This is a genomic window from Sphingobacterium sp., assembly GCF_032065005.1.
GTDB lineage: Bacteria > Bacteroidota > Bacteroidia > Sphingobacteriales > Sphingobacteriaceae > Sphingobacterium.
The window spans coordinates 1-19182 of the sequence record NZ_DAMBMM010000019.1 but is presented as its reverse complement, the minus strand read 5'-3'; the positions used below and the strand labels follow the sequence as shown (position 1 = coordinate 19182).

The window sequence follows — 19182 nt, the reverse complement described above, 5'->3', positions numbered from 1 at the left end:
CAATGCTTGCTTTCATAAAAAATCTTAATTTTTATTGATGGAAAACTATCTTTCCACCAGCAATTTTCTTATCTCTTTTATTCTTAGGGTTTCCATAGACGTCAATGGTCCCCCCCATTCTAGTCTCTACATCAGCGGATTCTGAAGCATTGACCTCAGTTTTTCCACCAGCATTGACACGTACATATACGATATCTGTCTTCAGGTCCTTTCCATAAAAGTTACCAGCAGCTGTATTCTTGACATTCAACTTGGTCGCAGTTCCCAAAAGGTCAATTGATGAACCTGTATTGGAGGATACATCAACCCCTACCGACTTGATATAGGCCCTGATTTTTGAGCCTTCCGTCGCCGTGAAAATCATCGCTTCTTCTTCCATCGTGCTCTCCTCAATATTGACTTCTGAACCTTTCTTGGCAATGATACTGGAAACAGAAGGTGTATAGACCACTACATTGGCCTGATTACCTTGCATAATATAGCTGCCCTTCATCTTTAATCGAAGCTCGCCTTTTGAATAGACCGCTTCAACCTTGTCTGCCAGCTCACCATTGATCACGATTTCATGCTTATCACTTGGAACCACACTCACCCATAACCTATCGGTTACTTCCAACACGGAAAATTCATTGATGCGCTGCTTGATCTGAGCCTGCACCGAATGAACTAACATGGACACTGCAAATAATAAAATGTATTTCATCTTCATAACGCTAATATAGATATTTACCTACCTAATAACGCTAATTCGTCCTGAGTATACATATTTGCACCCTTTAAATATTTGTAAATTTTTTCTTTGGTGAATTTATCCGACATTTTATAGAGATTGTTCATCACAAAATCCTTGTCAGATTCAATTTCGTTGTGATAGCCTAAGTATTTGGGGATATGGTACTGTATACTGAGACGGATAAATCTCAACTCCACATTGTTAGGATTAGATTTGAGTTCTTTTTCCAATTTGTTTTTCCCATCCTTGAAATAACTCATCTTTTTGAAAGGATTCGAGGTATGTTTGGCCATAAACATATGAAATGCGGCGGCATATCCGCGTTCAACTGGTGAGTCCGCATTTTCTTCCAAGGCTTCTAAATGCCTTTTGCACAAATCCTCATCCTTAACTCCCTTGTTAAAATCATTTCGAACGCTGTTCAGATCCAAGTCTTGAGAACGTATCTCATTGGAAATCAACAGAACAATGGCTAAAATCACTATTCTCATCATAATTAAAAATGGTTTATCTCCCATTAATTTACAAAAAACACGCCAAGTAGGATAAATTTTAACACTTTCAACTAAATTTTATTAAACGGAAAACCAATTTTTCCCATACTAAGGAATAAAATTTAACCTAGCGCCAATAATTATTAGTAAATTGTATTGTAAAAATTAAGAACCTAATAAATCAACTTATGGAAAACGATGAAAACAACTTCGGTCAACCGGAAAACATCAACCCGCAAAATAATCCGTATCAAAACTACGAGCTGAAAATCGGACCTGTTGCCATTGAGTATCTTCGAGAGATTGCGAAATGGACAAAATTCCTGTCGATACTCGGCATGATAGGCATGGCCATTTATTTGGTGGTGGCATTTTTTATGTTCCTATATTTTGTTGGAAATAGTACGACAAGCCGCGAACAGGTCAATGCTTTCGCCATGATACCTTTTCTCCTGATGATGATCATAATGATTGGCTTATACTTCGCTCCTATTTTATGGTTATATAAATTCGCCAAGAACTTACAGGAGGCAATCAATTTGCGCAATTCAGATCACCTGACGACAGCATTTAATTTCCTCAAAAAGCATTATAAGTTTATAGGCATATTGGCCATTATAATGCTAGGACTCTATTTATTGAGTTTCTTTGGTCTGCTGGCTACAGGTATTCTATCGAAAATGACTGGAGGCGGGGGATTGTAATTTTTAATAAATTATATATACGAAATATAAGGAAGGAGATTCTGTGAGGGATCTAGGTTTCTTCTGAAAAAACGAAAAGCTCATCTAATGATGAGCTTTTCTGTTGTACCCAGGGCCGGGATCGAACCGGCACGAATTGCTTCATTGGTGTTTGAGACCAACGCGTCTACCAATTCCGCCACCTGGGCTTATTCCCTTTGGAACGATGCAAATATAGGTACTCTCGTTTATTTTCCAAAAATAAAATTACTCCCACAGCTAAACTAACTGATTTTTAGTCCATTTATTTTTCAAAAGCCCTCCAAAAACCATCAATTGGTTGCATTAACAATATTTAACATGGATCAAAATAAACCATTCCTCCACTTTTCCATCTTACCAATAAGCAAAACGAAAAAGGAGACAGACACAAGCTCGAATCCGTTAACATTCTTTAACTAAACTCGATTTAAACGTTTTACTTCAGATTTGCTCAAAGAATAAAAGGACAATAAAAATAGATAGACTATGAAAAAGATATTAACATTTGCTGCTTTATTTGCTGGATTAAGCTTTGCAGCTTCTGCACAGACACAAGACAGCGTAAAGAAAGATAGATCTGAAGTACGTCAGGAGATGAAACACAGGAAACATGTTCGTGGGGGTGATAGAATGGGTAAAATGACAAATAAAACCCCTGAAGAGATCGCTAAGATGAAAACAGATCGCTTGGACAAGGAATTGAAATTTACTGATAAACAAAAACAAGATGTTTATTCGTACAACCTAGACCAGGCAAAGAAATGGAAGAAAAAACAAGAAACTAGAAAGGCTGATCGCGAAGCACGCAAAAATGAAATGAAGGCTGAGCGTGATGAGTTCATGAAATTGTTGACTCCTGAACAGCAAGAAATTTTAAAGAATAAAATGGCTGAAAACCGCAAAGGCAGAATGGACCGTGGCGACAGAACGCAACATCGTCAGATGAAACGTAGAGATATGGACCGAAAGCCGGTGGAAAAACCAGCACAAGAGACTACAAATGTAGAAAGTTCAAATGGATAAATAGTGATTAAGGTTTTTTATTAGTTAGTGGTTATATGTTTAATTGATGAAGGTCCCGTGCTTACGGGGCCTTCATATTTTATGCTATTTCATGGAATCGATCAATTCCAGGATGCTTTCACCTTACTTCCCAATTCCTGATCCTTCTCAACTGAAACAGACCTCGGAATCCGTTCTTTCAGCTCATCAACATGCGAAATTATCCCCACTACCCTATTTTCATGATGTAAATATTGTAGGGTATCAAAAACGGTATTGATACTTTCCGAATCTTGGGTACCGAATCCTTCGTCAATAAAGAAGAAGTTTCTGTCTGATTTATTCAGGGACTGAATATTTTCAGCCAAGGCTAATGCTAAACATAGTGAAGCCTGGAAACTCTGCCCACCGGAAAGAGTCTTCACAGAACGCCTATAGCCATTATTGAGGTAGTCGATCACCTCAAACTCATTATTCTCATTGATGGTCAGGCTAAGCTGGTTTCTGGTCAATCGGTGAAAACGGTCATTTGCCATTTCGCACATCTGCCTTAAGTGGATGCTGGAAACATAATTCACAAATCCATTTCCTTTAAACAAATTCTCCAGGATCTTTAAATTTGCACCCCTTGCATTCAGTTGATCAAACTCTTCCATTAACTTCTCTTTCTTACCGATCTCTAAAGTCAAGTGAGTTAATTCTTTTTCCAATCCGCCCGTCAAAGACAATTGCAGTTCAAGCTCCTCTTTTTTGAATTCAAATAGCTTGCTGCTTGTTTCCAATTCCTCTTCGGAAAAATCCCTGTCCTTCAAGAATTCCCTTAGGGAATTGATCTGAGTCTCTAGAACCTCCAATCTTACGTAGAACTGTTGAATTTCCTTACGCAATTGCTCCACTGGCATTGGCCTTTGGATAATATGCTGCACTTGTGTAATGTCTGCAAACTGATATTCACGCAATAATTTGGCAAGTTGTTCCTGCCTAACCTTGATCTGCTGGTTAAAATTGCTCAACTGCTCCTTCGCAGCACTATATTGACCAGCGATTTCCGCCAATTTTGTTTTATAGGTATTCAGCTTTTGGTTCAGGGTCAAATAATCACCCTCAATCTGTACAATCCGTTGGTCCAGGTGCAACTTCAATCTTTTCACTTCTTCAAGATCAACCTCAGTGAATTCATCAAAATTCAATTGCTGCAGGGAATTCCTACTATGCAAACTTACCCCTTTCACTACGGCTATCTCAGCTTTGATGCTATCCAGTTCCTTCTCAAACTTCTGGATATTCTCCCTGCTCTTTTGCAGATCTAAACGCATCTGCTTGATTTCAGCTTCTAGACCTGAGGTAATCTGTTCACTTTGCTTTACACGCTCCTTTTGAGCCTCGAAAGCATCTGTGTCTTCGGATGAATAGCCAGACCATGAGAATGCTGACAGATGCTCATTCAAATGACTGGAATGCCCATCGTTATCCTTTTGCAATTGTTCTAAACTTGTCCGTTTAGTATGCAAGGATATACTGGTCCTTGTCAGCTGTTCTTTTAGCTTTTGAAACTCAGTCCTTTTTCCATCCAAACTATATTTTTCTTGCGTAATTTTATTCAGTTCTTCCTGCACATGTGTTGCCACCATAGGTTCAGGATGATCTAACGCCCCACAAAGCGGACAGGGCATACCTGATTGAAGCTCGGTAGCAAATCGACTCAATTTCGCTTGAACCTGCAGATGGGTCTCTTGCTCCCTCAGCTTATTCAAATCGTTTTCAATCAATTTCAGCTCATTCCCGATCATCTGCTCCCAGTTGTCCTCGGTATAGCCCAACTTATTGAACTGGCCTTGTTCTACTTCAGCCTCTTGAGTCAATTGCTCCAAAAGCTTATTAGAATTTTTCTGCTGCTGTTCGATGGTATCCTTCTTATGGTACCATTTTTCCATTTCAATCAATTGAGAAGTATCGATTTTCTCTGATTTCAAAGCCTCTAACCTTTCCTCAGCCTCTTCCAACTTCTTGGCAAGATTGACCTCAGCTTCTTTCGTTCTTTCAACAAAAGGGGTTCCCTTTGTCAATCGTGTTTCCAGTTCCCTCTCCTTCTTATCATTCTCCTTGATCTGGATCAGCCTTTTATAATCTTCGGTTTTAGCCCTAAATACATTTAGATTAAGGTAATCATGCTGAACAGAAGCTATTTCCTTCTCAACTACGTCGATCTCCCGCACCTGACGTTCTTTAACCACCTGAAAATTCTCGATCTTGTGGATCAGGGTCTCCCTTTCCACATTTAACGACTGAAGATAGTTCAAGGGCTCTTTAAACGCCTGAGAGGTTCTTTCATATCGATTTACCTCAGCTTCCTGCTGCTGAACCCTTTCCTTTTTGCTATTCAGTTCATTGAACTGAGCCTCCTTTTGATGAAGTTCAATGCCTTTATCCCTATATTCCTGCAAGGACTGAACCTTTTGTTGCAGTTCTTGATAATCAGCTCTTGTAATTTCAAGCGTCTTTTTAGCCTCCTCGACCTCAAGTTTCTTCTGATTGAGAACCTCCGTTGAAATGCTTTCAAATCCTGATAGAGCACCTTTTAGATTTTCGAGCTTCCGATTATTGCCCGCCTGTAGAAAACCAACCTTAGGACCAAGATCAAATTTATTGAGGTAAAAGATCTCTTTCATCATTTCAGAACGGTCCTTCCCCTTCAATTCCAAAAACTCCTTAAACTGTCCTTGTGGAATGATGATAGTCCTTCTGAAGTTTGCATAGGATAAATTGGTTACCAATGCTCCATCAGCAGATTCCATAGGCACCCATTGCCCATCTTTCCATTCATAGGCGGTCCGTTCAATCGGGGTTGTATCATCAAAATTCTTTCTTCGCTTCCATTGAGCGACAAAACGGAATTTACGTTTTTCAAAGTTCAGGAACTCAAAGACTATCATCGCTTGATTGGACTTTAAGTTCATCATATTATAAGCGCGCTTATCCGTCTTATTCAAGCGTTCAGTATCACCGTACAGCGCAAAACTGATGGCTTCCAATATGGATGACTTTCCAGAACCAACCTTACCGAAGATTCCAAATAATCCCGCTTCCGTTAATTCTGTAAAATCTATAGATTGTTTTTCTTGATAGGAATATAAACCCTCAATACTTAAAAATAATGGCAACATACTTAATCTTCTTTTTCTAAGGTATTTGCTGCGACCTCGTTAAATAGGGTCATTAATTCTTCATTTGGCTCCTGTCCATATTTCGATTTGAAATAATCCTTGAACAGGTCTTTCATATCTTGATCCAGGTTTACACTGGACCGCCCATTTTGTAACTCCAGTTTTTTACTCAATACTGGGATGACATGGATAATTCCATTGTGAGCCTCATGAACACGCTTTAGATCACTCGAACTTAAAAAGTTATCAGACTCCAAGGTAAGCTCAACTAAGGCACTGGGATTATCATGCAACCATTTAACGGCCTCGTCAATATCATTGAACCTAACTCGCACCAATGGTCGTCCTTTTCCCAGATGCACGGTCCTATATTGGGCAATCCTATTGGGTTCCAAATCAACTATAATAACCTGTTTTGTTTGCCCACTCTCAGAAAAAGAATAAGCTAACGGACTTCCAGGATAGATCACTGGCGCAGTTCCCTGCCCAATTTCATGGAATTTATGCAAATGCCCCAAGGCGGTATATTGTATCTGCGAAGGAATGCTGTCAGAATACACCAGATCAGCAAAACCAAGGCGTAATGGCTTTTCACCTTCTGGTTCCTCCAATACTTCAGCACCTCTTTTCAGCATATAAAGATGCGTGGTCAACAGATTAACCCCATATGTATCACAATATTGATCTGCAGTATCCTGCCACTTCTTTTTCAATAGCTCCTGTAACTGGCTAGCCTTATCCGTATCTCCCAAATATTGCTTCAATCGGATCTCATTAGCAAATGCAGTACTCAAGATCCGAATCGGATAATAATACTTAGGCAGCTTAATCTCCAAAAAGCCTTCATCTACCCGGATCACATCAAAACTGCCTTCTACGGTAATCGGATTGATCTTCAGACTGGGTTGCCCAAAGAAGAATATCCCCAATTCCCTGGCCAATGAATCCGGCGAATCAATGCGATCCGGCGAATCATGGTTGCCAGCTATGGCAATAACAGGTCTTTTCCCATTCTTGGAAAGACGTTTTAAAGTTCGATAAAGTAATTCGGTTGCTTCTACTGGGGGATTAAAAGTATCATAAAGATCTCCAGAAACGACAACAAGGTCAACTTCTTCGCGGTCGGCAATCTGACAAATTTCGTCCAAGACTTCTTTCTGCTCTTCGATCCGAGAAAAGAAATCAAGCTTTTTACCCAGATGCCAATCTGCTGTATGTAATATGCGCATTTACGATAAATCTGTTATGGTGAAAGTTAAAAATACAGATTTTTCTTTTTGAAAAGGGTTAAGAAATGTGAAAGATTTAGCGTCTTTACCAGCTCTTGAATACCTTAACGGTCGGAGTGACCAAGGTCTTTTTCGGGATTAACCCTATTGCGAACCAATTGCTTAAGTTCTTTGATTTCCGGGAAACGGCCTTCGCGTTTTCTGTCAAAAATTATTTCATCATCCACGAAAACCGTGTAACGACCACTGATCTCGCTAGGCTCCAAGTTTACCGAGTGCAGGTCATCAACAAAAGTGGTCAGAAGCTCTTGGGCCATATAAGCAGCCCGTAGTATCCAACCACATTTGGGACAATAAGTTATGCGAACTGTTGCTTTCAATAGATTAATACAACTTATTGTTTAACAACAGTAAATACTTCTGTTTTTCCGTTATGACAGGTATTACAGGATATATTGTAAACCACCCCATCATAGGCATGCTTGAAATGTTTTTTATTGATCTGTTTGGTCATTTTGATCATATGTCTCGCAATATCTTTCTTCGGATTCGCATCTGAAGCAAAGTCCAATCCTTTCTCGCCGTTTGGCTTAGGGGCATGACAATGGTTACACTTCACGCCTAAGGCCATATTGAAAGATTTCATGGTGCTATCCAACTCCTCATGGCTGATGTTCTTTGGAAGGACTTTTAAATTCTGAGGTCTTTCCTCCTGTCCCCCAATATGAAATGCACTCAAGCCAATGACCAAGGCAAATAAACTTAACAGTGTGATAGCTTTTCTCTTCATATCTCTTTGATTTTTAATGGTACAGCAATTTAATAAAAAATACATAGAATTGTAATATAAATGTCATGAAAAAATATAGAACACTAGCCAACAGCCACTTACAGCACAACATTTGGTTTAAAAATTCTTTGTTTTTATCTTGCGAACCTTGATTTCTAACTGATTCAAGCCGGCTCGAAGCCTCTCTTCTTGCCAAAAACATGAAACGATAGCTATGTACAAACATTTTTTGCTCTTAACCTGCTTATTCCTGGCGATGACCTTATCATCTTCTGCCCAACTAAAAGCGGTTAAATCCAAAACAGGGTATTCCTATTGGGTAAGAACACCAGAAAACATCGAAAAGAATGAAAAACTGCCCGTTATTGTCTTTTTGCACGGCCGAAGCCTTTCAGGTCATGACTTAAACCGTGTTAAGCGATATGGCGTATTAAGGGCAATTGAAAGAGGAAAAGACCTAGAAGCCATAATCGTTGCGCCTCAGACCTCCAATGGCTGGGATCCAGACAAAGTTATCGACGTATTGGATGCCGTCCTTAAGGACTATCCAGCTGATGAACACAGAGTGTATGTTTGCGGCATGAGCATGGGTGGCTATGGCACCATGGATGTTGCCGGAAAATACCCAGACCGATTTGCGGCAGCAGTCGCTATCTGTGGCGGGGGAACCGTGAGTTACGCCTGCAACCTGACCCAGGTCCCGCTTTGGATTCAACACGGAAGTGCCGACCGCGCTGTCCCGGCTTCTGAATCCAAGAAGATCTACAATGCCATCAAAAAATGCAACAAAAACGCCGATGCAACCCTCACCATCATCCCAGGTGGAACCCATGGAAGCGTTGAACGATTATTCCATGGAGAAAAGATATACGACTTTATGTTCAAACACAGCAAAGGCTCTTAATCAATATTTTGAACTAAGATAAGTTAAGCACAACTTTAATTTAAACTATGCTGATCCATGTCCATGACAGTATGCAAAAAGACTATTCCTACGAGCTTACGGAACCTATGGGCAAAAACTTTGACCCAGAATTCCAACCTCAGTTAAGCCCACAGGAAATGCTTGAATTAGGCGTCTTTAATGGCAAATACCTAAATGACTGTCGAAGTGAATTCCCTAAAGAGTGGTTTGAACATGCGAAGCTGTATAAAGGTAAAAACAAGGTTGGAGACCCTAGCCTTAATTTCTTTAAAGTAAAGGCTTCCCAACCCCTATCAGAATGGCAAAGAAAAGGCTGGATACACCCCCAAGATCCTCGAGGGTGGTTCCAGTGGTACTGCAGATATTTTATGGGTCGAAGATCTGAAGACGATGAAAGACAGATCAAACGTTGGAAAGCTTTTAAAAGACATATTGCACAAGTAAAGGGCAATTGTGCTTTTGGAGACTTCAAATGCCGTCCCAAGCAGAGACAGGCACTTTTGCACTGGGCCTATGATAGCATCAATCTTTAAGCCTAGAGACTGCTTGCGAAGCTCAACATAACCTGATTTCCGTTGTATGAAGGGATCAATAATAAACGACGCTTCCTTTTTTGGACGCGCTCTTCTAACTTTGGCAGCATCCAGTATGCCATTTTCGTGCTCAATATTCCTATTCCTGCCCCCATTACAACATCAGACAGCCAATGCCGATTATTGTACATCCTAAAAAATCCTGTCCCAGCGGCAATGGTATAGGCACCTATTCCATACCAAACAGACTGATGGTTATACTCTTGCCAAATCAGTTCTGCTCCCACAAAAGCCGTAGCGGTATGTCCTGAGGGAAAAGAGTTCGAGGCTGAAAAGTCAGGTCGCATAACGGGAACACTCTTTTTCATGAGATTCACTGTACTCCCCATGATAATATGTGCTACTGAGGCAACAAACAACCTTGATTTTAAATCATGCTTCGCCTTGATCCCCATAAGATCAAAAGCAAAATAGGAACCCGTGGCCGCATACTGGGAAAAATCATCTATCCTTATTCGAATTGGCCGTGTAGACTGCAAATTACTTTTTATTAATTCATTCTGTTTCTGCAAGTAAGGATTTTTAACTGAAGCAACACCATAACCAATTAAGCCGATCGGAGCTACCAATCCCTCATCCAACATCAGTTTTGAAAAACTATTTCGCTTAACCTGATTTAACTGAGCGATTAAACTGTCTTGCTGACAGAAACAGCAATTTCCATTGAAATGCAATATGAATAGAATGAATAGACGCAGAAACAGCATTCCAGGCTCCAATGATGACTTCATAAAAGAAATAGATTAGATCTACAGGCTAATAATTGTTATTTTTTACAATTTATTGTCTTATTATTCAATATTTAAATTATAAAAACTAATATATTATTAAATTGCAATAAAGGAAATACCTAAGACAAGGTATTTTTTCGTAAATCACCTACAATCTACATGTTAAAAGAAAAAACGCAATCTCATTTAATTCAGCAAAATAGCCCCCACAGTATTGAAAACTGGTTCATTTATATAATTCAACCATACTTCGACACAATATTTCTACCATTTCAGACATTCATCATGTAGCTTTAAGGTAATACAGCTAAACATGGATAATCCTAATTTTTTAACATGAGCATTCTCCCAAATTCAAATAACACCCTTGCAACCCAGTTTTTAAGGAAAATGGGCATATTAGATCAACTTTTCAAAGCCATTGCGCCTTATAGGCCTGAAAACGTAGCTGTGGAGGTAAAGAACACGGAAAGGTTTTTGGACTACGAACAGAGATACGCTGATTTAGAAATTGAAAAGAGGTTAATTTCCTTGCTAAAGCAATTCTATTCTGAATCTGACCTCCAAAAATTCAGCGAAATGGATGCCGATTCAATCTATGAAGCTGATAAATCAAGGTTTAAATCATTCGAAAAACAGATTGAAAGCTTATATGATGAAATCTATATAGCAGGCAATAGACTATGCTCAGGGGTAACAATCGTCGGAACACCTGACCAATCAAGACCCTTTGAATTTTTCACTGTAGAACGCGAAAACGGCCTCTACGTGGCCAAAGCCTTTGATAGCTTTATGCCTCAAAACATACAGCTCAGCCAAGCAGCTTTGGTCGATCCTATACATTTTGTTTCCATAATGGCCAAAGATCAGGAAATACGGATCGAAATTTCTGCTGAAGGCCAGGAACTAATTTCCAAGCATTTTCAAAACAATCCTTACGAACCATTGGCCCTTCTGTTAAATCAGAGAATAATAAATATCGTCAGAGATACAGCAAATCTTCAAAACGACGTTTTATTAATTAGAAGTCCTTGGCCAGCTTCAGCATTACTTGAATACACTAAATCTGTTAAGAACTGAAAACGAAAATATAATTAAAATACAGCCTATGTTTGAAAAGACTCCATTAATTCAGGCCATTGACAGTGGCAACTTCGACAACGCCGTTGAATTGTACAACCAAGGCGAAAGAATCCCCCACAGCCAGCATGCTTACGATTATTCCCAGCTTTATGATACCCTAATCCGAAAAAAAGGCTACGATCTCATTAGCCTTATGCTTCAGAACGATGAAATCGAGAAGGACATCTATATGCTCGACAAAATTGATGACAGTATCTTTTCTAAATTGATCCGAGTTAAAAACCCCGATGAAGAATTTATTTCATTTTTCAAGGATGCATTAGAACAAGCTGAAAACATCAATGATGAAGTTGCCGGACAGACCTTGATCAGTTTCGCGGCTGAAAATGCAGCCGATCCGCAAATTATTCAAGCCTTAATTGATGCTGGATGTAGGGTTGATTTCAAGAACCAAGCTGAAGACAATTTGCTGAACATCAGCATTAGAAAACACGGCATAACTCCCGAACAGATAAACCGTTATATTGACATATTCCTTAAAGAAGGCTTAGATGTAAACGAAACTAACAAGGTTGGCAAAACCTCCTTACACGTCGCCTTGGAAAGCAACAATAAGCATGTCTTGGAAAACCTCTTACAGAATGGCGCAAGCCCGAACCAACAGGATCATGAGGGGAATTCAGCATTCTTTATTGCCGTTGCACATAAGCATGACTTTGAACAATACAAACAGCTTTCAGCATATGAAAGCATGGATTTCGAACAATCCAACAAACGTGGCGAAAAAGCCCTGCATGCCCACCTTCGAGTGACAGATGGTGCAGATAACACGGAATTAATTTTGCAGATGATTGAAGATGGTGCAGATTTAAACAACACCGCCCCTCATTACGATAAACAGCTTTCTGCCTGGCATTGGATCGCCGAGAAAAAAGCTCCATTTTTTGAACAGGTTTTCAAGGCTGCTCAACCGGACATCAATGAACAGGATGACTTGGGAAACACCTTATTACATAAAGTCGTTATGAAGGACAGCAATTATGATCAAAATGCCGCCAAGGAAACTTACAAGAAAGTAAAATTCCTATTGGATAACGGGGCAACAGCCAGCATCCTGAACAACAAGGAACAATCAGCCATGATGATTGCTTCAGAAGATAATTTAAAAGCAAAAACCGTCGAACTGCTATTAATCGCTCAACAAAAAGAAAATTAAGAAATTATGTCTATGTCATTTATTATCGCCTGCGAGGGCGGCAAACGCAAAATAGCCGAATTACTATTAGAGAACAATGAAGTCGATGTCAAGTATACAGATGAAAAAGGCAGAACCGCCATGCATTATGCGGCACATCGTGGCTACCTTGACCTAGTCAAACTATTGGCAGAAAAAGGTGCTGAACTGGATTATGAGGATCAACAGGGCGAAACTCCCCTATTCTTTGCCTGTCTCCAAAAGCAGAAACAAACGGCCATATATTTGATAGAAGAAGATGCAAGGGTTGACATCAATGACCTCAAAGGCAACAGTCTCCTTCATTTGACAGCTTCAACTGGTCAAGCCGATGTCCTCAAGACCTTGATCGAAAAAGGACTTGACGTCAATGCATTAAACAACAGTACAGAAAGTCCTTTGATGCTAGCCGTATTAAACAGAAGCCTTGAGGCGGCCAAAATCCTGTTGGAAAATGGTGCTAATCCAGAAGCTAGCAACAAATCAGGAAACACTCCGCTATTGATTGCCGTAAAGAACAGGCACCTCCCAATGGTTGACCTGCTATTGGAAAACGGGGCAGATGTCAATCAGATCAATCAATTTGGCGAATCGGCCATCTTGGTTGCATGTTACGAAGGCAACAAAGCCATGGTTAAGACCCTATTAGAAAATGGTGCTGATGTATCAATTAGCAGTTCTGAAGGAGTTTCTCCTATTTGGTATGCATGTAGCCATAACCAAAAGGAAATCGTCTCCCTGCTTCTTGATAACGGCCTGGATGTAAACCACAGCAGACCAGTCACTGGAAACAGCCAAGCCATGTATGGATATCTGGACTTTGTAGAAACCAATAACAACCTGTCCATAGATGCACAATTCAATTTTAATGTCAATGAATCTCAAGGTGGGGAAAGCTTGCTACAACATGCCGTTAAGAATGGACACCTCAGTATGGTCAAATTATTGATTGAACGTGGTGCCAATATCAATCAACAGGACGAGTCAGGAAATACAGCACTGCACTATGCAGCAGCAAATGGCAAAAAAGATGTGCTCAAATTCCTTTTAGAAAACAATGCAGACCCGCAATTGGTCAATGTAAAAGAGCAAAAAGCAATCGATTACTCCAACATCAAGGGTTTCAATGAAATCACGGCCTTGCTGATCCAATTTGGATCTACCCAAGGAAAGGAGCAAGAAAATACCGCAGCACCAAGCCCAGCGACAAGCGCAGCAGCCCCAGTGGATAAGAAGAAAGCCCTGATGGACTTAAAGGACCTCATGGATGCCGGCATTTTGACACAGGAAGAATTTGATACCGAAAAGAAAAAGATATTAGCAGGTTAAAATTGTACAAACATTTTTAACGTATTCATGTTGCATTGGGAAAAAGAAATTTATGACCAACACATCAATTGGACTCCTCCTACTTCGAATTTTCATAGGCTTAAGGCTTATGTACGGCGTATTGGATAACCTGATCAGCTGGGATCATATGCAGGAATTTGCTGGCTTTTTAGGGAAATTTAAATTCCCATACCCAATAGTTTCTGCTATTATCTCTGTAGCTGTACAGATGATCGCTGGCTTCCTAATATTGATTGGTTGGCAAACGAAGTTTTCCGCAGCAATTATTTTTATCAACTTTTTGATCGCCATTTTTATGGTTCATATCCCTAATGGCGATAGCATAGAACTTATGACACCGGCTCTGGCTTTGCTGTTTGTTTCGGCAAGCCTCTTTTTTACAGGGGCTGGAAAATATTCAGTAGACAAGGTATAACTTAAACTATAAAACAATGGAATTGACAAACTTTAAATACAATCAGAAAAAACTAAACAATATGGCCATGATATTTCTGCTATTGGGAATTGCAGGCCTAGGTTTTGCATACTATAAATGGTTTGTAGACACTTCATCCTACGTGGTTTCTATGGGAAAATACGGCAGTATATTTATTGCCATATTGGGCTTTGGGGCATTTACCTACATGAAGTTATTTGGCAAAAAAGCTGATGAAATCGCCCTAAGTATTGGCACAAATGGGATAACATCCAATACGACGCCGGTCGCTAAGGCAGCCGAGTTAATTGAATGGGATGATTTAGTAGACATCAATTTCCACGGCAACTTCCTAGACATCCATGTCAAGGACCCCAAGAAATATGCCGACAGAATGAATAACTTCTTTGTCCGTGACACCTATCTAAAAGCCATGAAAGGGGTCATCCGTATTTCCATTGCCGAAGTTGATGGTTCTCCGGAAGAAATGTCCGCAGCCATCGGGAAATACTTAAACCTGTAGGACGATTACCTGATATTGATACCTGTATACAGGTAATTTCCTATATTTTATGTCCCTAACTATTTTATTATTATAGATTTGTTAGAAACAAAATCTATCCTAATATGAAAAAACAGTTTTTTATGGCATCACTAGTTCTGGGATGCAGTCTATTTGTCGCTTGTGGCAGTTCGAATAATTCAGAGGAAGAAGGGGATTCAGAAGATACGGGGGTTATTGAGAACCTAAGCAATGCCGGCGAGGCCCTCAAAGGTCTAAGTGGTCTTGAAAAAGCCATGAAGGATATTGAAGTTCAGATGAATGCCTTAAAAGAAAAGACACCTGTAAGTAACGATGAATTAAAAAAGGTCCTACCTGAAACTTTGGAAGGCTTGAAAAGGACTTCCATCAACCTCGGTGAATCTGCATCCATTGGTATCTCCAGTGCAAATGCTACCTACCAAGACGAAGGTGCTACAAAAACAATTGAAGTGTCCATCTTGGACGGAGCCGGTGAAGCGGCAAGCTCTATTACGGGTCTCGCATTTTATGGTTTCAACCAGGATTCGGAAAGAATTACGGACGATATGACCGAAAAAACGATGGAATATAAAGGTCAGAGAGCAAAACTAACAGAGGAAAAATACTATGGTAAGCAGACCTCAAAAATAGAATGGCTCCATAAAAAAAGATACTTGATGAAGGTACAGGGAGAAGGATACAGCATTGATGAGGTGGGTAAGATCATGGATAATTTAGCGTTAGGAAATTTACCTGAATAACAACTACACTATATATCAAAGATAAGGGGCAATGAATTTCATTGCCCCTTATCTTTTAATTTGATATCTCTTATTATTTCTTAGGTTTGGATGCCATTACAAACTGCAACTCTCCCCCATTTGAAATATCGGCATGCGAAATCTTAAAATCTTTCAGCTCCTGTCCATTCCACAATACCTTGCTCACATATACATTCTTCTCCGATTGGTTCTTTGCCAAAACCTTCAGGGTCTTCCCATTATCCAACTGCACTTCAGCAGATTTCACCAATGGACTACCTAACCAATAATGCGGATCTCCAGGTGCTACAGGATAGAATCCCAAAGAACTGAAGAGATACCAAGCAGACATTTGTCCACAATCATCATTTCCTCCTAATCCAGCAGGACCATTATGATATTGGTTACGAATAATCTGTCTGATTCTTTCCTGAGCCTTCCAAGGGCTTTTGGTGATATTATACAGATAGGCAACATGATGCGATGGTTCATTCCCATGCACATAGTTCCCAATGATGCCTTCACGTGTAATATCCTCAGTGTTTTCAAAATACTTATCTGGAAGATGCATGGTAAACAAGGAATCTAAATAAGTTTCAAAGCGTTTCTGTCCGCCCATGGTCTCCATCAATTGAACCGGTTGGTGTGGCACATATAATGAGTAATTCCAGGTATTTCCTTCAATAAATCCTTGCCCATGGGTATCTAGCACATCAAACTTCTCTCTGAATACCCCTTTGCTATCTTTTGGACGCATAAATCCGATGCGTTCATCATACAAGTTCTTCCAATTCTCGGCGCGTTTGTTAAATTCTGCAGCGATCTCGGCCTTACCCAATTTTTCTGCCAATTGAGCAATACACCAATCATCGTAAGCATATTCCAAGGTATTCGACACTGAAGTCCCATTTTTATCGTCCGGAACATAGCCCAAATCGATATAATCGCCAATACCTTCATATCTTCTTGCATTGGCCGTTTGGACACAGGCATTCAGGGCTGCTTCTGCATCTCCTTTATATACACCTTTCATAATAGCATCTACCACCACCGATACCGAATGGTATCCACTCATACACCAGTTTTCATTAGCATAATGCGACCAGATTGGCAACATATTCAGGACCGACTGTTCATGATGCGCCATCATGGATGAGACCATATCTGCATTTCTTTTCGGATCGACCAAATTCAGCCAAGGATGAAAAGCCCTAAAGGTATCCCATAAAGAAAAGGATGTGTAATTCGTAAAACCTTCAGCTTTATGGATCTCTTGATCCAAACCCTTATACTCGCCATTTAGGTCCATATATACGGTCGGCATCAGGTTCGCATGATAAACGGAGGTATAAAAGTTAACCAGGTCCTCCTTGTTCAACATATCGACCTTAAACTTCTCAAGCTCCTTATTCCAATCTGACTTCCCTTTGTTTACAATTTCTTCAAAATTCCAGTTTGGAGTCTCAGCTTGCATATTTTCCAATGCATTCTTCATGCTCACTGGACTCAAAGCCACTTTCATCATCACCTGCTCCCCCTCTTTGGTATCAAAATCCAGATGCATCTTGATATTGTGCGCCGCTAGATCTGGAAAGTTATCTTCTTGGTTGAATTTCCGCCAAAAGCCTTTGTATTGCACATTTTTATCCAAATACTTCGCACCATAATTCTTGAAAGCTTTGGAAGTTTTGATAGCGAAATAAACGGTCCTCGTTCTTGCCCATCCATTGGTCTGCCTATAGCCTGTTATGGTGGAATCATTCAATACCCTAACCACGGTCCAAACATTTTTGCCATCATAGTTATAGATACCCGCTGTCAAGTCTAAGATCAAATGGGATTGATCGGATGCTGGAAAGGTATAGCGATGAACTCCAACACGGGTACTTGTAGTCAATTCCGCCTGAATATTATGCTTATCCAGTTTCACTTTATAGTAATTGGCTTCAGCAATTTCATTATCATGGCTATATGCCGATCTATACCCATCTTGTGGCCTATCAGCTGTTCCTGGATTCAATAGCACCTTTCCTTGTGTTGGCATCACCAATATATCTCCAAGGTCGGAATGTCCTGTTCCCGAGAAATGCGTATGACTGAAACCAACAATGGTTGGATCATCGTATTGATAACCTGCACAGTATTTATAGACATCACCTGTGTATTGTCCGTTGACTGCATAAGGGATGGTATCTGTCTCCGGGCTCAATTGCACCGACCCAAAGGGTACCGTTGCTCCAGGGAAGGTATGCCCCATTTTAGCCGTACCGATCAATGGTTTGACATATTGACTCAGGTTTGGCTGCTGGGCATGCGATAATACCGGAATGACCATAAAAGCCAATACCTTGGCAAAATTCATATAGTTCTTTTTCATCATTTTAAATTGCGGGGTTTAAAGCATATTCTGCCCAAAGTTCATCGATTGTTTTTCCGGTTTCATTTGCCCAGAAAGAATCCGTATAGGTTTTATTGCGCATAGCCAGATCTAACTTTTTGACAAAGTTCTTTTTCTTGTTTTGCTCAATCCAATTGAAGAACCGTGCCGTAATCCTGTAAGAATCGGTATATTTCTGTTTTTCATTAAATTCGGGAAGCCTCCAATTGCCTGCTTCATTGGATACGCCATATTTAAATCGAATATAATCAGCAATACCTTCGGTAATCCACCAAGGGCCTGATCCATTTGGATAAGCCTGAACGATATGCATGACTTCATGCGTCACGACATCAATATCATGAGGATTTTTCTTCAACCAATTTGGACTATATCGAACAATCCCTCCGGCAGTGGCCGCAACACCATCATATTCAGGATCAATGACAAAAGTCACTTCTTTTCTGGTTTTCTTATTGAATTTTTTGGCCAATTTAGGATAGTTGATAAAATAAGTATCAATAAGCTGCTGTTTAGTTTCAGCACTAAATTCTTTATCCTTATTGATCCAGATCAGTGTATATCCCTTCTTCTTTAGCGTGTCTACTTCTACTGCAACCTTGCGGTCGGCATCTGTATGTTCCCAGCTTTGTGCATAACTTGAAGAAACTGAAATACCCAAAAATATGCTTAAAGCAAATGTTAATGTGTTTTTTCTCATTGGGCTAATTGATTTATAAAAATTTGAGTCAACTCTAGGCCATAATTGCTGTTTTGAGCTAACTAAAACGAATAATCTAGTAATCAAATATATTTAAAAAGATTAGTAATACTATAAAATTCTAGGATTGTTACAACAGTATTTATTAACCTAGGTTCATTTTTTGAGCTTTAATTCTCCTGCATTAAAAAAACAACAAGGAAATGAGTCAAGAGGTTAAGCTAGGAAGTGGATTATTTTCTATAATATTTTTATAATCAAAAAAGGGTGATCCGGAATTGAAGTGAACCCCAAAAGTTAGACAAAAACTTTTGGGGTTCATTATTTATGGC

General features: G+C 39.8%; 19 protein-coding genes and 1 tRNA gene. 10 read left to right on the top strand and 10 right to left on the bottom strand.

Translation table 11 applies throughout. The annotated features are described in order from the left end of the window. Window positions 1-31 precede the first annotated feature (31 nt). Together RT138_RS18680 and RT138_RS18675 are read right to left on the bottom strand one after the other, a co-directional pair. Entirely contained in the window at window positions 32-709 is a 678-nt protein-coding gene (locus tag RT138_RS18680) for a GIN domain-containing protein (protein WP_313191875.1), read from the bottom strand. Between the two features lie 17 nt (window positions 710-726). Continuing rightward, window positions 727-1227: a hypothetical protein gene (locus RT138_RS18675; protein ID WP_313191874.1), complete on the bottom strand. Its 501-nt coding sequence runs from the start codon at window positions 1225-1227 to the stop codon at window positions 727-729. 188 nt (window positions 1228-1415) lie between these two features. On the opposite strand from RT138_RS18675, the gene RT138_RS18670 reads away from it, so the two are divergent. Continuing rightward, complete coding sequence (locus RT138_RS18670; RefSeq protein WP_313191873.1) at window positions 1416-1931, top strand: DUF5362 family protein; 516 nt, start codon at window positions 1416-1418, stop codon at window positions 1929-1931. A gap of 106 nt (window positions 1932-2037) precedes the next feature. Here RT138_RS18670 and RT138_RS18665 read toward each other — a convergent pair. Further along, window positions 2038-2119: transfer RNA gene (locus RT138_RS18665), tRNA-Leu, on the bottom strand. 319 nt (window positions 2120-2438) lie between these two features. On the opposite strand from RT138_RS18665, the gene RT138_RS18660 reads away from it, so the two are divergent. Then, entirely contained in the window at window positions 2439-2975 is a 537-nt protein-coding gene (locus RT138_RS18660; protein ID WP_313191872.1) for a hypothetical protein, read from the top strand. Window positions 2976-3076: 101 nt separating this feature from the next. Here RT138_RS18660 and RT138_RS18655 read toward each other — a convergent pair whose 3' ends face one another. From RT138_RS18655 to RT138_RS18640, 4 genes are all read right to left on the bottom strand, one after another. Further along, window positions 3077-6118, bottom strand: coding sequence for an SbcC/MukB-like Walker B domain-containing protein (locus RT138_RS18655; RefSeq protein WP_313191871.1), 3042 nt, complete (start codon window positions 6116-6118; stop codon window positions 3077-3079). Between the two features lie 2 nt (window positions 6119-6120). Beyond that, window positions 6121-7347: an exonuclease subunit SbcD gene (locus RT138_RS18650; protein WP_313191870.1), complete on the bottom strand. Its 1227-nt coding sequence runs from the start codon at window positions 7345-7347 to the stop codon at window positions 6121-6123. A 104-nt stretch (window positions 7348-7451) separates the two neighbouring features. After that, a complete protein-coding gene (locus RT138_RS18645; RefSeq protein ID WP_313191869.1) occupies window positions 7452-7727 on the bottom strand; it encodes a SelT/SelW/SelH family protein in 276 nt (91 codons plus the stop codon). 14 nt (window positions 7728-7741) lie between these two features. Continuing rightward, on the bottom strand, window positions 7742-8137 hold the full coding sequence (locus RT138_RS18640; protein WP_313191868.1) for a c-type cytochrome: 396 nt from the start codon (window positions 8135-8137) through the stop codon (window positions 7742-7744). Window positions 8138-8351: 214 nt separating this feature from the next. Between RT138_RS18640 and RT138_RS18635 the strand changes: the two genes are divergently transcribed. After that, on the top strand, window positions 8352-9041 hold the full coding sequence (locus tag RT138_RS18635; RefSeq protein ID WP_313191867.1) for a prolyl oligopeptidase family serine peptidase: 690 nt from the start codon (window positions 8352-8354) through the stop codon (window positions 9039-9041). Window positions 9042-9088: 47 nt separating this feature from the next. Continuing rightward, on the top strand, window positions 9089-9595 hold the full coding sequence (locus tag RT138_RS18630; RefSeq protein WP_313191866.1) for a hypothetical protein: 507 nt from the start codon (window positions 9089-9091) through the stop codon (window positions 9593-9595). Window positions 9596-9597: 2 nt separating this feature from the next. Here RT138_RS18630 and RT138_RS18625 read toward each other — a convergent pair whose 3' ends face one another. Beyond that, on the bottom strand, window positions 9598-10386 hold the full coding sequence (locus tag RT138_RS18625; RefSeq protein ID WP_313191865.1) for a phosphatase PAP2 family protein: 789 nt from the start codon (window positions 10384-10386) through the stop codon (window positions 9598-9600). A gap of 336 nt (window positions 10387-10722) precedes the next feature. On the opposite strand from RT138_RS18625, the gene RT138_RS18620 reads away from it, so the two are divergent. The 6 genes from RT138_RS18620 to RT138_RS18595 all read left to right on the top strand — a co-directional run bounded on the left by RT138_RS18620 (window position 10723) and on the right by RT138_RS18595 (window position 15752). Then, the gene (locus RT138_RS18620; RefSeq protein ID WP_313191864.1) at window positions 10723-11466 is read left to right on the top strand and encodes a hypothetical protein; all 744 of its coding nucleotides are present in this window, start codon (window positions 10723-10725) and stop codon (window positions 11464-11466) included. Between the two features lie 28 nt (window positions 11467-11494). Then, entirely contained in the window at window positions 11495-12685 is a 1191-nt protein-coding gene (locus tag RT138_RS18615; RefSeq protein WP_313191863.1) for an ankyrin repeat domain-containing protein, read from the top strand. A 12-nt stretch (window positions 12686-12697) separates the two neighbouring features. Continuing rightward, a complete protein-coding gene (locus RT138_RS18610) occupies window positions 12698-14032 on the top strand; it encodes an ankyrin repeat domain-containing protein (RefSeq protein ID WP_313191862.1) in 1335 nt (444 codons plus the stop codon). Window positions 14033-14084: 52 nt separating this feature from the next. Further along, the gene (locus RT138_RS18605) at window positions 14085-14468 is read left to right on the top strand and encodes a DoxX family protein (RefSeq protein WP_313191861.1); all 384 of its coding nucleotides are present in this window, start codon (window positions 14085-14087) and stop codon (window positions 14466-14468) included. A 16-nt stretch (window positions 14469-14484) separates the two neighbouring features. After that, the gene (locus tag RT138_RS18600) at window positions 14485-14991 is read left to right on the top strand and encodes an STM3941 family protein (RefSeq protein WP_313191860.1); all 507 of its coding nucleotides are present in this window, start codon (window positions 14485-14487) and stop codon (window positions 14989-14991) included. Window positions 14992-15113: 122 nt separating this feature from the next. Continuing rightward, window positions 15114-15752, top strand: a complete 639-nt coding sequence (locus tag RT138_RS18595) for a hypothetical protein (protein ID WP_313191859.1) — start codon at window positions 15114-15116, stop codon at window positions 15750-15752. A 73-nt stretch (window positions 15753-15825) separates the two neighbouring features. Here the strand turns inward: RT138_RS18595 and RT138_RS18590 are convergent, their stop codons facing one another. After that, window positions 15826-18132 carry a GH92 family glycosyl hydrolase gene (locus RT138_RS18590; RefSeq protein ID WP_409529461.1) on the bottom strand — a complete coding sequence of 769 codons (2307 nt, stop codon included), beginning with the start codon at window positions 18130-18132 and terminating at the stop codon, window positions 15826-15828. 1 nt (window position 18133) lies between these two features. Further along, window positions 18134-18850, bottom strand: coding sequence for a basic secretory protein-like protein (locus RT138_RS18585; protein WP_313191858.1), 717 nt, complete (start codon window positions 18848-18850; stop codon window positions 18134-18136). Window positions 18851-19182: the final 332 nt, after the last annotated feature.

What these genes read in the sequence shown, in the direction of transcription:
- RT138_RS18680 (WP_313191875.1), bottom strand. Translation starts at nt 709, where the DNA reads ATGAAGATGAAATACATTTTATTATTTGCAGTGTCCATGTTAGTTCAT.
- RT138_RS18675 (WP_313191874.1), bottom strand. Translation starts at nt 1,227, where the DNA reads ATGATGAGAATAGTGATTTTAGCCATTGTTCTGTTGATTTCCAATGAG.
- RT138_RS18670 (WP_313191873.1), top strand. Translation starts at nt 1,416, where the DNA reads ATGGAAAACGATGAAAACAACTTCGGTCAACCGGAAAACATCAACCCG.
- RT138_RS18660 (WP_313191872.1), top strand. Translation starts at nt 2,439, where the DNA reads ATGAAAAAGATATTAACATTTGCTGCTTTATTTGCTGGATTAAGCTTT.
- RT138_RS18655 (WP_313191871.1), bottom strand. Translation starts at nt 6,118, where the DNA reads ATGTTGCCATTATTTTTAAGTATTGAGGGTTTATATTCCTATCAAGAA.
- RT138_RS18650 (WP_313191870.1), bottom strand. Translation starts at nt 7,347, where the DNA reads ATGCGCATATTACATACAGCAGATTGGCATCTGGGTAAAAAGCTTGAT.
- RT138_RS18640 (WP_313191868.1), bottom strand. Translation starts at nt 8,137, where the DNA reads ATGAAGAGAAAAGCTATCACACTGTTAAGTTTATTTGCCTTGGTCATT.
- RT138_RS18635 (WP_313191867.1), top strand. Translation starts at nt 8,352, where the DNA reads ATGTACAAACATTTTTTGCTCTTAACCTGCTTATTCCTGGCGATGACC.
- RT138_RS18630 (WP_313191866.1), top strand. Translation starts at nt 9,089, where the DNA reads ATGCTGATCCATGTCCATGACAGTATGCAAAAAGACTATTCCTACGAG.
- RT138_RS18625 (WP_313191865.1), bottom strand. Translation starts at nt 10,386, where the DNA reads ATGAAGTCATCATTGGAGCCTGGAATGCTGTTTCTGCGTCTATTCATT.
- RT138_RS18620 (WP_313191864.1), top strand. Translation starts at nt 10,723, where the DNA reads ATGAGCATTCTCCCAAATTCAAATAACACCCTTGCAACCCAGTTTTTA.
- RT138_RS18615 (WP_313191863.1), top strand. Translation starts at nt 11,495, where the DNA reads ATGTTTGAAAAGACTCCATTAATTCAGGCCATTGACAGTGGCAACTTC.
- RT138_RS18610 (WP_313191862.1), top strand. Translation starts at nt 12,698, where the DNA reads ATGTCATTTATTATCGCCTGCGAGGGCGGCAAACGCAAAATAGCCGAA.
- RT138_RS18605 (WP_313191861.1), top strand. Translation starts at nt 14,085, where the DNA reads ATGACCAACACATCAATTGGACTCCTCCTACTTCGAATTTTCATAGGC.
- RT138_RS18600 (WP_313191860.1), top strand. Translation starts at nt 14,485, where the DNA reads ATGGAATTGACAAACTTTAAATACAATCAGAAAAAACTAAACAATATG.
- RT138_RS18595 (WP_313191859.1), top strand. Translation starts at nt 15,114, where the DNA reads ATGGCATCACTAGTTCTGGGATGCAGTCTATTTGTCGCTTGTGGCAGT.
- RT138_RS18590 (WP_409529461.1), bottom strand. Translation starts at nt 18,132, where the DNA reads ATGATGAAAAAGAACTATATGAATTTTGCCAAGGTATTGGCTTTTATG.
- RT138_RS18585 (WP_313191858.1), bottom strand. Translation starts at nt 18,850, where the DNA reads ATGAGAAAAAACACATTAACATTTGCTTTAAGCATATTTTTGGGTATT.